The organism is Paenibacillus sp. Cedars, assembly GCF_003184205.1.
GTDB lineage: Bacteria > Bacillota > Bacilli > Paenibacillales > Paenibacillaceae > Paenibacillus_AQ > Paenibacillus_AQ glucanolyticus.
Window position 1 is genome coordinate 532,928 of the sequence record NZ_CP020866.1, and the last position, 13,266, is coordinate 546,193.

At 50.2% G+C, this 13,266-nt stretch carries 11 protein-coding genes and 1 riboswitch; of the genes, 9 read left to right on the forward strand and 2 right to left on the reverse strand.

All coding sequences use genetic code 11. The annotated features are described in order from the left end of the window. Positions 1-193: 193 nt before the first annotated feature. Together trxA and uvrC are read left to right on the forward strand one after the other, a co-directional pair. Positions 194-511, forward strand: coding sequence for a thioredoxin (gene trxA / locus B9D94_RS04095; protein WP_006212593.1), 318 nt, complete (start codon positions 194-196; stop codon positions 509-511). Between the two features lie 136 nt (positions 512-647). Beyond that, a complete protein-coding gene (gene uvrC, locus B9D94_RS04100) occupies positions 648-2,657 on the forward strand; it encodes an excinuclease ABC subunit UvrC (RefSeq protein ID WP_148246492.1) in 2,010 nt (669 codons plus the stop codon). On the opposite strand, the gene B9D94_RS04105 is transcribed toward uvrC, so the two are convergent. After that, positions 2,629-4,317: a CPBP family intramembrane glutamic endopeptidase gene (locus B9D94_RS04105; RefSeq protein ID WP_148246493.1), complete on the reverse strand. Its 1,689-nt coding sequence runs from the start codon at positions 4,315-4,317 to the stop codon at positions 2,629-2,631. The genes uvrC and B9D94_RS04105 overlap by 29 nt on opposite strands. 289 nt (positions 4,318-4,606) lie before the next feature. Beyond that, positions 4,607-4,752: riboswitch (cyclic di-AMP (ydaO/yuaA leader) on the forward strand. A 65-nt stretch (positions 4,753-4,817) separates the two neighbouring features. Here B9D94_RS04105 and B9D94_RS04110 point away from each other — a divergent pair. Further along, positions 4,818-6,158: a TrkH family potassium uptake protein gene (locus B9D94_RS04110; protein ID WP_148246494.1), complete on the forward strand. Its 1,341-nt coding sequence runs from the start codon at positions 4,818-4,820 to the stop codon at positions 6,156-6,158. 16 nt (positions 6,159-6,174) lie between these two features. Beyond that, positions 6,175-6,849 (forward strand): potassium channel family protein, encoded by a 675-nt coding sequence (locus tag B9D94_RS04115; protein ID WP_006212590.1) that lies wholly within the window; start codon positions 6,175-6,177, stop codon positions 6,847-6,849. A 34-nt stretch (positions 6,850-6,883) separates the two neighbouring features. Here B9D94_RS04115 and B9D94_RS04120 read toward each other — a convergent pair whose 3' ends face one another. Beyond that, positions 6,884-7,801, reverse strand: coding sequence for a LysR family transcriptional regulator (locus tag B9D94_RS04120; RefSeq protein ID WP_006212589.1), 918 nt, complete (start codon positions 7,799-7,801; stop codon positions 6,884-6,886). 479 nt (positions 7,802-8,280) lie between these two features. On the opposite strand from B9D94_RS04120, the gene B9D94_RS04125 reads away from it, so the two are divergent. The 5 genes from B9D94_RS04125 to B9D94_RS04145 all read left to right on the forward strand — a co-directional run bounded on the left by B9D94_RS04125 (position 8,281) and on the right by B9D94_RS04145 (position 13,260). After that, entirely contained in the window at positions 8,281-8,952 is a 672-nt protein-coding gene (locus B9D94_RS04125; RefSeq protein ID WP_006212587.1) for a succinate dehydrogenase cytochrome b558 subunit, read from the forward strand. A gap of 16 nt (positions 8,953-8,968) precedes the next feature. After that, complete coding sequence (gene sdhA / locus B9D94_RS04130) at positions 8,969-10,711, forward strand: succinate dehydrogenase flavoprotein subunit (protein WP_006212586.1); 1,743 nt, start codon at positions 8,969-8,971, stop codon at positions 10,709-10,711. Between the two features lie 19 nt (positions 10,712-10,730). Beyond that, positions 10,731-11,495, forward strand: coding sequence for a succinate dehydrogenase iron-sulfur subunit (gene sdhB / locus B9D94_RS04135; protein WP_006212585.1), 765 nt, complete (start codon positions 10,731-10,733; stop codon positions 11,493-11,495). 119 nt (positions 11,496-11,614) lie between these two features. After that, complete coding sequence (locus tag B9D94_RS04140) at positions 11,615-12,415, forward strand: AAC(3) family N-acetyltransferase (RefSeq protein WP_063477732.1); 801 nt, start codon at positions 11,615-11,617, stop codon at positions 12,413-12,415. A 155-nt stretch (positions 12,416-12,570) separates the two neighbouring features. Continuing rightward, complete coding sequence (locus B9D94_RS04145) at positions 12,571-13,260, forward strand: potassium channel family protein (RefSeq protein WP_006212583.1); 690 nt, start codon at positions 12,571-12,573, stop codon at positions 13,258-13,260. The last annotated feature ends 6 nt before the right edge of the window (positions 13,261-13,266 follow it).

Genomic DNA, 13,266 nt, shown 5'->3' on the forward strand with positions numbered 1-13,266 from the left:
CGACTTGTTACTAGTAGTATACCCAATGCGCAAATCATTTGTAAAGATTGCATAAAAATCCCGTGAAATCCTCTTTCTTTAGGTGAGTATATTTCACTTTTTCGGGCCGATTGTGGTATACTAAATTCGTCGACCCATTCGACAATTATGATTTGCACTATACCCGATCTTATCCTGTGAGGAGGAGAATACAATGGCTATCGTCAATGTTACCGACCAAACCTTCGTGAATGAAGTTGAAGGCGAAGGAACGGTTGTAGTTGATTTTTGGGCGCCGTGGTGCGGCCCTTGTAAAATGCTTGCTCCGATTCTGGACGAATTGTCTTCAGAACTCGGTGATGATGTGAAAATCGCAAAGGTGAACGTGGATGAGAATCCGGAATCCGCAGCACGCTTTGGCGTGATGAGCATTCCGACCATGATCTTCTTTAAAGACGGCCAGCCTGTCGATAAAGTGGTTGGTTTGAATTCCAAGGAAGCCTTGAAAGGCATTATTGCAAAACATCAATAAGCGTGGTTTGGCATCAGCTGAAATCCGCTTTCATACAGCGCCTTCGGTATAAACCCGAAGGCGCTTTGTGTGGTTATTCATAATGGTTTATATTTATGGTTAATAATATATAATCTCCTTGGAGAGGAGGAAAAGCATGGACGATTTTGCTAAACAGCTGCAGGAGCAGGAGAAGGCGCTTGAGAGTATTCGCCATAAGCTGGCATTACTGCCGGATCTGCCCGGCTGTTACCTGATGAAAAATCAGGATGGAACGATTATCTACGTGGGCAAGGCCAAGGTGCTGAAGAATCGGGTGCGCTCTTATTTTACCGGTAGCCATAACGGAAAAACCCAAATGCTCGTTTCGGAAATTCGCGATTTCGAATACATTGTGACAGGCAGCAACATGGAAGCACTCATTCTGGAGTGCAACCTGATCAAAACACATCAGCCCAGATTCAACGTGCTGCTGAAGGATGATAAAACCTATCCATACCTTAAAATTACGAATGAAGAGCATCCTCGTCTGGAAGTGACCCGAAGGGTGCTTAAAGATAAAGCGAAATATTTTGGCCCCTACCCGAATGCGTATGCGGCACAGCAGACCAAAAAGCTGCTGGACCGGATGTACCCTTTGCGCAAATGCGGTGTCATGCCTAAAGAAGTGTGCTTGTATTATCATATGGGGCAATGCTTGGCTCCATGCGTGAAGGAAGTGCCGAATTCCGCGTATGAGCAGATTACCGGCGAGATTAACTCTTTTCTGAACGGCGGACATGAAGAGATCAAGAAGGAATTGCAGCGCAAAATGCAGGAGGCCGCGGAGGATTTATATTTTGAGCGTGCCAAAGAGCTGCGGGATCAGATCATCCATATCGATACCTTAATGGAGAAGCAGAAGATTACGACCACGGATACACGGGACCGCGACGTATTCGGTTATGCTGTGGATAAAGGCTGGATGTGTGTGCAGATTCTGTACATGCGGCAGGGGAAAATGGTGCAGCGCAACAAATCCGTCTTTCCGTTCTACGGGGATGCGCACAGTGACTTTATGTCTTTTATTGCCCAATATTACAGCGACAATCCTGCACTGCCGCAAGAAATTTTGCTCCCTGGCCCTCTGTTGATAGAGGAAGCTGCTGGTTCAGTAACCGCAACGGGAACCGTTATCGAAGCTGAAAGCGTACAGGGCAAGGAGAATGCCGCGGATTCGGCGAGCCAGCCAACTGCAGGTTCTGCGGAAGAGCTGCAGGAAGCCTTAGTCCAGGCTCAAGAGGAGAAGGCGGAGGCAGAGGGTATCGTGGATGCCGCCGGCGGGGCTGCCGCCTTGCAGGAATGGCTTGGAGTGAAGGTACACGTGCCGCAGCGGGGCTTGAAGAAACAGATGGTGGGCATGGCATCGGATAATGCGAGGGTTTCCCTGGACGAGAAGTTCCGGTTGATCGAGCGCGATGAAGAACGCACCTCGGTTGCGGCGGCTAATCTGGGTGAAGTGATTGGACTCCAGTCGCTCAACCGGATTGAAGCATTTGACAACTCGAACATACAGGGGAGCAATCCGGTATCGGCCATGGTGGTATTCACCAATGGGAAGCCGGATAAAAAGGAATACCGCAAATACAAAATCCGCACCGTCCTGGGACCGGATGATTATGATACGATGCGTGAAGTGATTCGGCGGCGGTACGAGCGCGTCTTGAAGGAGAACTTGCCGCTTCCCGACCTTATCGTGGTTGATGGAGGCAAGGGACAAATCTCTGCGGCCATCGATGTATTGGAGAATGAGCTGGGACTGTTTGTCCCGGTATGCGGGCTTGTGAAGGACGCCAAGCACAAAACGGCGCAGTTAATGATCGGAGATCCACCGGAGCCGGTAACACTGCCACGGGACAGCCAGGAGTTCTATTTACTGCAGCGCATCCAGGATGAGGTTCACCGCTTTGCGATTTCCTTCCACCGCGATCAACGCGGCAAATCGATGGTATCCTCGAAGCTCGATTCCATTCCCGGCATAGGGGAGAAGCGCCGCAAGCTGCTGCTGAAGCATTTTGGCTCGGTCAAAAAAATAAAAGAGGCTTCAGTCGAAGACTTCAAGCCCCTTTCCATAGGTGAAAAATTAGCAACGCAAATTCTTAATGCACTTCGTGAGGAGGAGTCGTAACATACGGCTTCTCTTTTTTTGTCGGATTGAAACGGTATATCAAATAAGCAACAATTCCCGGCAGCACCATGTAGAACACCCCGATCAGCAAGTTAGCGGTATCCTTGAGCATAATGAGGCTGAGGCCCATCAGAATGCTGTTGAAGATGACGTGGGAGAACATGGCCGCGAGATACCCGTATCTCAAGAAGATGTAACTGAACAGCAATCCGATGATGACCAGCTCGATAGGCCTCGAGATCACGGGGTATATCGGATAAAGCGTATGCCCCAGCGCCCAGATGAGCGAGGTGATCAAACTTGCCACAAAGGTATTGCGAACGATTTTCTTCAGCATTTTGATACCAAACAGCCGGTATACGGCTTCCTCCGATATGCCTGCAAACCAGGCCATCAAAGGGAACAGCCATGGATACAGCATATTGTATGGCGATTGCGTGGCATCGGTTGTGGACCATGTATTCAAGGTAAGGCCAAGAACAATAAAGATCACAGATTGAACCCCGAGCAGAATGAACGCCCACATATACCCCAGCTTCATGCTATCCAGCACATAACGTCCATACCCGGCTTCCTTGGCCCGCGGCCATGGGTTGAGGCCGTCTTCTTTTTGCCACAGCCCGTTGCCTCCGACCAAGGAGAAGTAGAGCAGCGCGGAGAAGATAAGCGAATAAACCGCATAGAATATCATCATGCCGAGAATGCCGGTGGAAGACATGCCCTCGGATTTGAACACGGGTACCAGATTGTACGTATTCAGCATTTGAATAACGAATAGCAGCGCCGATAGGAACAAGCCGCGTTTAAACGAGGTGTAGGCTCTGGTCTTCACGCTGTACACAATGGCAAGTATGCCAAGAATCAGGGTAAACAAACCGTAACCCGCCAGCGTTAGCAGTGTTGCATCTTGAGTCTGCTTGTTTACATAAGCGGAATGCGCAGCCGGAATCGAGAAGGATGGCTCATAGGAGCGTAATTTCCCGTGCTCGAAGGTGAAGCGCAGCTCCAGCACGGAATCGCCGATCTTGGTTTCCGGATCCACGTATTTCAGCCGGGGTTCTCCTTCCCGCGTAACCAGCTTCAGATGCGAAATATCGTAGCCTGCACGCTTGAGCCAAGGCTCGGCAAGCTGCTGCTTATCGGCCAAAGTCATGCCGTCCTCTACGACAAGGAGCATTTGTTTCTGCACTTTACCCTTGTTCAGTTCAATCCGGTCATAACTGGAGCGGGCAAAATCATACGAGAACCCGACGATGCCGGAATTCTGCATATGCACGTCCACATTGAGGGCATCGCCTCCCGGCTCGCTGAAGCGAACGCGGTATACGTCATAGGGATATTTGGCCTCAAAGGTTTTGTTGTACTCCGAGAGTTTCTTTTCCCTCGCTAAATATCCGTAAAGCTCCGATTTGGATTGATATGTAATCAATGTCTCCTCAGCTTCCGCAGCGGAGAACTGCAAGTGCTCCTGTGCGAACCTGGAAGCGGCTTGCTGGGCTTGTGCTTTGGATATAATATCCGGAGTGGCCATCTCGGTAGAATCCGTATTGGCTGATGGAAATACCTGAAATAACAGGAACAAAATCAGGCCAACTGCGGCAGGCGCGATGAGCTGCTTCAAGTTGGGCTTCAGCCTCAAAGGCTCTCTTGCACGATTCATGAATTTCCTCCTCTGGAAAGTTGATACTCCACTGGGTATTAGAGCTGCCTGATGAAGAACGCATAGAGCCAATATAACATAGATATGAAAGGGATAAGCAGCTTATCCCAATTTGGTAATAATGAAATAAAACGATGAAAATGAATGAAAGGTTTCGAAAATGTTAGAGAACCATACGCTTGTATTCTTGAATATGCCCAATTCGAGCTCTTTTAAAGACTTTTTGGGTGAAAAACGGCGTTGGGTTACGTACCGGATTGGGTTATAATCACATCATGCTTCAAGGAACCGAATATTCCAGCCGAATTTCGTACTGAAAATGGGGGAACCATGTAATTGGGGTGAATTTCATTATTCTATAGAATAATGAATAGGGCGACCTGTGGAAATGCCCGAATCCGTCAGCTAACCTCGTAGGCTGCAGCACAGGAACCAGACCGTAAGGGGCACTGCGTTTTCCAGTGTCTTTTTTCTTTGACTTTTTTTAAGAAGGTGACGGATTGAACTCCAAATTAAAATGGCTCAGGTTGTCCCCGCCGCAGATTCTGGTGCTTGGTTTTGCGGCCATTATCTTCATCGGGGCTGCATTGTTAATGCTGCCGATTTCCAGTAGAACCGGCGAGCCGCTTGGATTTATTGATGCATTGTTCACTTCGACATCAGCAACGTGCGTAACGGGTCTGGTTGTGGTGGATACAGGGACAACATTCAGTTCTTTCGGTCAGATCGTGATCATGCTGCTGATTCAGATTGGCGGGCTCGGCTTCATGACGATGGCTACTTTGTTTGCCCTGGTCCTCAAACGGCGAATTTCCCTCAAGGATCGTCTTGTCCTGCAGGAGGCGATGAATCAATCCTCGATGGAAGGCATCGTAAGGCTGATTCGCAGAGTATTGTTATACTCACTCGTGATTGAGGCTTGTGGCGCTGTACTGCTGTCTATCCGGTGGGCGTTTGATATGCCGATCGGAAAAGCGATATATTACGGTGTTTTTCATGCGGTGACCATGTTCAACAATGCCGGTTTCGATTTGTTTGGCGATTTTCGAAGCTTGACCGGGTATGTATACGATCCGGTGGTAAACGTGGTCGTGATGTTTTTGATTGTTTCAGGCGGTATTGGCTTCATTGTATTGTCTGATCTGATTGACTTTCGGAAACAGCGGAGACTGTCATTGCATTCCAAGGTGGTGCTCTCTATGACAGGAGCGCTGCTGCTGCTCGGATTTATCGTTATTCTCATATTTGAATTCACCAATCCGCGAACGCTCGGCTCCCTCAATTGGGGCGGGAAGTTCTTAGGAGCGTTGTTCCAATCTGTAACGCCGCGCACAGCGGGTGCGAATACTATAGATATTACGGGCCTAAGGCAGGCCACACAGTTTTTCATCGTGATTCTCATGTTTATCGGCGCATCTCCCGGATCAACCGGGGGCGGTATCAAAACAACGACGTTTACCATAATGGTTGGTGCGGTCATCGCCATGATGCGGGGACGCGACGACATCGTCATGTTCCGTTATCGGCTTGCACAGGAGCGGGTACTGAAGGCGTTAACCATCGCACTTCTCGCCTTGCTGCTCGTTCTTGCGGTCTCCATGATTCTGTCCACGACAGAGGAAGGGGAGTTCCTGGAAATCCTGTTCGAAACAACGTCCGCGTTCGGTACGGTGGGGCTCTCGATGGGCTTAACGCCTGATCTGACCGTGTTCGGCAAAATATTGATCAGTATTACGATGTTTGCAGGACGATTGGGTCCGCTGACACTTGCTTATGCACTAGGGCCGAAAAAGGGTAAAGAATTATATCGTCATCCGGAAGGCAAAATGATTATTGGATAAGGAGTATAGGAGAGACATGAAACCAAAGCAATTTGCAATTATCGGTTTAGGACGATTTGGCTCCAGCCTGGCGCTTGAACTGATGGAACAGGGATATGAGGTGCTCGGCATCGACCGGAACGAAGAGGTTGTCGAGGATATGAGCGAGCTGCTAACACATACGGTGGTCGCGGATGCTACAGATGAAGAGGTGCTTAAATCACTCGGGATCCGCAACTTCGATTGTGGGATTGTTGCAATCGGGAATGATATCCAGATGAGTATTTTATCCGCCATCTTGTTGAAAGAGCTTGGTGTTACCACGGTAGTGGCCAAGGCGATTTCGGTCCTGCATGGCCGGGCTCTGGAGAAGCTGGGCGTGGACCGGGTCATCTTTCCGGAGCGGGATATGGGCATTCGGGTAGCTCACCAGCTCGTTACGCCGAACCTGCTTGATTATATCGAATTATCCAAGGACTATTTGATTGTGGAGATGACGGTTACGGACTGCATGGACGGAAAAACACTGAGCGAGCTGAATACGAGGGTTCGTTATGGCGTAAGCGTGGTAGCCCTGAATAAGCAAACCGGCATTATTGTGGCTCCGACCGCCATGGACGTGGTGAACTCGGGCGATATTATGGTCGTTATCGGATCCAATGATAACGTAGACCGCTTTGAATCTGAAGTCGTGAACATGCTTGAGAAATAAATATAGAAGAAAAACCTGACGGCTATGATCGCTGTCAGGTTTTTTTTGATTTTTCCTCTTCCAGTCTCCGGAACAGAATCTCTGTCTCGTCAATCCACCTGCTGGCCGCTTTGCTGAGCTCCGAGGCCTGGCCGTAAATCAGCGACGTCGTTCGACGGGTTTCGATGAGTGCGGGAATATGAATGTCGACCAGTCCGTTATCGGATAATAACTGTGGACGGAGGTACGACTTGGGCAGAAGTGCTGCCGCCTTGCAGGTAGGAATCAAACGGACGATCGCCTCGAAGGAGTCAATTTCCATTCGAATATCCGGCATAATGCCCCAGCGGTGGAACAGGTCATCCGTCAGCTTGCGGTACCACGTTCCGGTCGAGAAGATAATCATTGGCAGTCCTTGGAGCTGCTCAATTCCGACGTCCTCGATGTCAGCCAGCGGGTGCGATGAGGGAATGACAAGCTCCAAGTGGTCATCAAACAGCGGAATGCAGTTTAGGCCGGGCTGGTTGATTGAGGAGGCAACGATGCCGACATCCACCCGCTTATCTCTTACATACGAAACGATTTCATGGGTTTTGCCGGTAATCAGCTTGATTTCGGCTGCAGGATGGCGCTCCATGAATGCATTGACCAGCGGGGGCAGCGTCGTCTGAAGGGTGGTCAGGCTGGCACCCAGATTGATCGATATTTGGTCGCCCTCCCGGTAATGGGCCAAAGTCTGCATGAATTTGAGCTGCTGCTGCCGCTGCTCCAGGGCAAAGGTGTACACAATCTGACCGATGGAGGTGAGCTCCAGGCGTTTGCCGCGGCGGTTAAAAAGCTGCAGTCCGAGCTGATCCTCAAGCTTCGCTATTTTTCTGGACAGGGCTGGCTGTGACAAATTAAGCAGTTTGGACGCCTGATTAATGCTGGATTGCTCTACAACGACGGCAAACATGTCCAGTTCCTCGAACATGAAATTCCTCCTATATAAAATAGACATACGTGCAAATAATTGCTTATGCGTATAGATTATAACGATTAATAATTATATTGCAATTCCATTATAAGAAAAAAAGGAGTAACATGAGACATGACACAAGTTGTTCACACTATTGCAGAAATAGGCAGCTTTTTGTCGTTGAAACGGTTTGAGTCCGCGTTCAAAGAGGTCGGTTTTCAATACTGAGGCTTGTGCTGCCGGTGTGCGTTTCTTCAAAACGCTTAGATTGGATGAAGCCAGGGACGTCAGGTGCGCAGCTGGAAGTTTGGGTACGCTGCACCGGAAGGTGCGGCTGAATTCAAGATTCGATGCCGAGTGGCTTCTTGATTCACTTCGCGATCCCAAGCGGGCTTTTTGAACAACCTCTTTAGGACAGGGAAAGTGTAATTGTTCTGAAAATAGGAAAGATTGAAAATGAAAACGCTGCACATTGGAAAGGGGAACGTCAACTAATGAAAGGGTATTATTCCAGAAAGCTACATTCCTTACTTGGTGTCATACCGCTGGGAGCATTCTTGATCAGCCATATGATCTCCAACTTTAAGGCTTTCGAGGGCGGAAAGAAGGGCTTTGAGGGGGCCGTGCATTTCCTGAACAGCATGCCGCTCGTTTTTTTCCTCGAGCTGTTCCTGATCTGGCTGCCATTGTTTTATCATGGCATCTACGGTCTGTACATTGCTTATCAGGCCAAAAATAACGTAGGGAACTACAGTTATGAGCGCAATATTCGCTTTACTATCCAGCGTGTCACCGGGGTTATTACGTTTGTATTCGTTATCTGGCATATGTACGATACGCGTTTCCAAATCATCATCGGCAAAATCACGCATGATGATCTGGGCGCCACGATGCACAACATTATGAACAACCCCGTGCTGTTTATTCTGTATGTTATCGGTGTAGTCTCAGCAACCTTCCACTTCGCAAACGGCCTGTGGGCGTTCCTCGTCAGCTGGGGCATCACCGTCGGTCCGCGCGCGCAGAAGGTATCTACTTACATCTGCATGGGCTTGTTCGTGCTGATGAGCGTGCTGTTTATTCTTGCTATGACTGCATTCCGCAGTTCTGAGTTCCAAGCGGCGGCAACAGCAGCGATCGATGTAGTTAAGACAGTCTTAAGTTAAGGGGAGTGAACGAAAAATGGCATCTAATATTATTGTAGTGGGCGGCGGCCTTGCCGGGTTGATGGCAACCATCAAAGCGGCAGAAGCCGGGGCTCACGTTCATCTATTCTCACTTGTACCTGTTAAACGCTCTCACTCCGTGTGTGCGCAAGGCGGAATCAATGGAGCTGTTAATACCAAGGGCGAGGGTGACTCTCCTTGGGAGCACTTTGACGATACGGTATACGGCGGCGACTTCCTGGCGAATCAGCCACCTGTAAAAGCGATGTGTGAAGCGGCTCCTGGCATTATCCACCTCATGGACCGCATGGGCGTTATGTTTAACCGTACCCCGGAAGGGCTGCTCGATTTCCGCCGTTTCGGTGGAACGAAGCGCCACCGTACTGCGTTCGCTGGCGCCACGACAGGTCAGCAGCTGCTGTATGCGCTTGATGAGCAGGTTCGCCGTTGGGAAACCGCCGGTCTCGTTACGAAATACGAGAACTGGGAGTTCCTGAACGCAATCATCGACGACGAAGGCATCTGCCGCGGTATTGCTGCCCAGGATCTGCGCACGATGGAGATCAAGGCGTTTAAAGCGGAAGCCGTCATTCTGGCAAGCGGTGGTCCCGGCATTATTTTCGGTAAAACCACGAACTCCGTCATCAACACCGGTACAGCAGCAAGCGCTGTCTATCAGCAAGGCGTTCATTATGCAAACGGGGAATTCATCCAGATTCACCCGACGGCGATTCCAGGTGATGACAAGCTTCGCTTGATGTCGGAATCGGCACGCGGTGAAGGCGGACGGATCTGGACCTATAAAGACGGTAAGCCTTGGTACTTCCTCGAAGAGAAATACCCGGCTTACGGAAACCTGGTGCCGCGTGACATCGCAACCCGTGAGATTTTCTCTGTGTGCGTAGACATGGGACTCGGCATCAATGGCGAGAACATGGTTTACCTCGATCTCTCCCATAAGGATCCGAAAGAACTCGACGTGAAACTCGGAGGCATTATCGAGATTTATGAGAAGTTCATGGGCGATGATCCGCGTAAAATCCCGATGAAAATCTTCCCGGCAGTCCATTATTCCATGGGCGGCATGTGGGTCGATTACAACCAAATGACAAACATTCCGGGGCTGTTTGCAGCCGGGGAATGCGAGTATCAATATCACGGTGCAAACCGTCTGGGTGCGAACTCCCTTGTCTCCGCGATTTATGGCGGCATGGTGGCCGGACCGAAGGCCATTGAATATATCAAAGGCATGAAGAAGTCGACAGAGGACATTTCCTCGACCGTATTTGATCGCGTAGCGAAAGAGCAAACCAACAAATACGAAGGCCTGCTCAAGATGGAAGGTACCGAGAATGCTTACGTGATCCATAAAGAGCTGGGCGAATGGATGACCAACAATATGACGGTGGTTCGTTATAATGACAAGCTTGAGGCAACCATCGGCAAAATCAAGGAATTGAAGCAGCGCTACCGCAATATCAATATGACGGATACGTCCCGCTGGAACAACCAGGGCGTGGCATTCACCCGTCAGCTGTGGAACATGCTGGAGCTGTCCGAGGCGATGACGCTGGGCGCACTTCTTCGGAACGAAAGCCGCGGCGCTCACTACAAGCCTGATTTCCCTGAACGTAACGATGAAGAGTTCCTGAAAACAACGAAAGCTGCTTGGACGCCTGACGGACCGCAGATTTCATACGAAGAAGTGGATGTTTCCTTAATCCCGCCGCGTATTCGCGACTATTCGAAAGACAAGTAAGAAGGAAGGGGGATTTAATATGTCTCAAACGGCAGCCGCCTCAAAGAGTGTCAAGTTTATCATTACACGCCAGGACAACCCGGAGACGAAATCCTACACTGAGGAATTCGAGCTTCCATACCGTCCAGGTATGAACGTCATTAGTGCGCTGATGGAAATTCAGCGTAATCCCAAAAATGCGCAAGGTCAGACAACCGCGCCGGTATGCTGGGACTCCAACTGCCTTGAGGAAGTTTGCGGAGCTTGCTCCATGGTCATCAACGGCAAGCCGCGCCAAGCATGTGCCGCGCTGATCGACAAGCTGGAGCAGCCGATCCGGATTCAGCCGATGAAGACGTTCCCGGTCGTAAGAGACCTGGTTATCGACCGCAGTCGTATGTTCACGGCGCTCAAGCGTGTTAAGGCGTGGATTCCAATCGACGGCACCTATGACCTGGGACCTGGACCGAAAATGGCTGAGAAGAAGCGCCAGTGGGCTTACGAGCTGTCCAAATGCATGACATGCGGTGTATGTCTTGAAGCTTGCCCGAATGTTAACGAAAAAACGGACTTTATTGGTCCCGCGGCCATTTCCCAAGTCCGCTTGTTCAACGCTCACCCGACAGGAGAGATGAACAAGGAAGAGCGTCTGGAAGCTCTGATGCAGGATGGAGGCATTGAGGGCTGCGGCAACTCGCAGAACTGCGTCCGTTCTTGCCCGAAAGGCATTCCGCTTACAACGTCCATTGCGGAAATGAACAAGGATACAACCAAACATCTGTTTAAGCGCTGGCTTGGCGTTTAATCGGATTTCAGGTTTCACAACCAAGGCGTCTGACCGGGGCATCACTTCGGTACAGGCGCTTTTTTAATGTGTGATATAATTCATGTGTTTTACGGATATTTAAACAGAGGTGAGTTAGGTTGATTATAGAAAGACCGATTACGATACAAGACATAAGCGATGACTTGATGATTCTGGGCGTACAGAAGGGAATGACCTTGCTTGTCCATTCCTCGCTCAAAAGCATTGGGGGGTGGGTTGTTGGCGGTCCAGAGGCAGTCATACTGGCGCTGGAGGAGGTGTTGGGCGAAGAAGGGACACTGGTCATGCCGACACAATCTGCGAACTTGACCAATCCTGAGACGTGGGGAAATCCTCCGGCGGACCCGAAATGGTGGGAGCTGATCCGCGAGGGCATGCCGCCCTATCATCCCGATATGACGGTCACTACGGGCATGGGGATTATACCGGAGGTGTTCCGGAAGCAGGAAGGCGTTATCCGCAGCGCTCATCCTCATGTCTCGTTTGCTGCCCGCGGCAGGAACGCAGAGTCACTCATGCATCCTCATGCGCTTGATTATAGCCTGGGAGAGACCTCGCCTTTAGCGCGTTTATATGAGACAGGAGCCTACGTGCTGATGCTGGGGAGCGGTTATGGCAATAACACATCATTCCACCTTAGCGAATATCGCGCCGATTGGGAAGGAAAGAGGATAGTTACCGCCCATGCCCCGGTACGCAGAGTGCAGGGGAGAACGGAATGGGAAGCATTCCAGGACATCACCTACCATTCCGATGATTTCGAAGCCTTGGGAACAGCATTTGAAGTTGAATGCAGGGAAGCATACAAGCATGGCCGTGTAGGCAAGGCGAAATGCATCTTGGCTGAACAACGGGCCATGGTGGATTATGCGGTGCGCTGGATGGAGGAGAATCGTTAGACTCGTAAAGTGTCTTGAGAACCAGCTGCCATGAACACATCACGCCAATTACGCCGATTACCAACCACCTCCAGGTGTTTCAGTACCGTTTCGAGGGTAATAGGATGATAGTAAGGCCTGCTGGTCAGGCCCCAAGCCGAAGGAGGGGACTGAACATGTCCTGGTGGATGTGGCTGCTCAATTTAACTGGATTGCTGCTGTTGATCTATTTTTTCTACAGCATGGATAAGAAATGGTCCAGCAGGCCTTTGCTGCTAGCCCCGCTGCTCATTTATGCCCTGGTGTCGGTTGAAGATCTGCTCGGGTGGATCGATCTCATGAAGATTGTGCCCGGAGAAGGCGGCATGCGCGCTTTGATCCTGCTGTTTGCGCTATGCTCCGTTATATTTTATGTGCTGTACATATTTGATAAGATCGCTGACTCGGTTCATCAGCACGTCGATATGAAAACAACTCTGGTTCGAATCAGCATGGCGGCGGGCATGTGTATTTTGTTCTTCACGTTGGTGTATATGTCCATCTATAAGCTCTTTGGAGGTGTATCCTTCGAAGGTGTTAATATCGGTCAGGATTTGCTGAGCCAGTTCATTACCTTCCTGTATTTCAGCATGGCGACGTTTGTGACGGTGGGGTATGGTGATGTAGCCGCTGTGGACAACACGTCCCGGCTGGTGGTCGTGCTGGAGATTGCATTCAGCTTCATTACCGTAGCCTACGCGCTGTCGATGCTGGGAACGCTTCGCCGGATCTTTAAACCGGGTGGAGACGGCTCGGAGATGCTGGATGGCGGCGAAGAGAGTAAGAAGGCCAACATGCCGCACCGGAGAAAGCATTCTTCCATGTAATAAAAA

Coding starts and splice junctions, on each gene's coding strand:
- trxA (WP_006212593.1), top strand. CDS start 194: ATGGCTATCGTCAATGTTACCGACCAAACCTTCGTGAATGAAGTTGAA.
- uvrC (WP_148246492.1), top strand. CDS start 648: ATGGACGATTTTGCTAAACAGCTGCAGGAGCAGGAGAAGGCGCTTGAG.
- B9D94_RS04105 (WP_148246493.1), bottom strand. CDS start 4,317: ATGAATCGTGCAAGAGAGCCTTTGAGGCTGAAGCCCAACTTGAAGCAG.
- B9D94_RS04115 (WP_006212590.1), top strand. CDS start 6,175: ATGAAACCAAAGCAATTTGCAATTATCGGTTTAGGACGATTTGGCTCC.
- B9D94_RS04120 (WP_006212589.1), bottom strand. CDS start 7,801: ATGTTCGAGGAACTGGACATGTTTGCCGTCGTTGTAGAGCAATCCAGC.
- B9D94_RS04125 (WP_006212587.1), top strand. CDS start 8,281: ATGAAAGGGTATTATTCCAGAAAGCTACATTCCTTACTTGGTGTCATA.
- sdhA (WP_006212586.1), top strand. CDS start 8,969: ATGGCATCTAATATTATTGTAGTGGGCGGCGGCCTTGCCGGGTTGATG.
- sdhB (WP_006212585.1), top strand. CDS start 10,731: ATGTCTCAAACGGCAGCCGCCTCAAAGAGTGTCAAGTTTATCATTACA.
- B9D94_RS04145 (WP_006212583.1), top strand. CDS start 12,571: ATGTCCTGGTGGATGTGGCTGCTCAATTTAACTGGATTGCTGCTGTTG.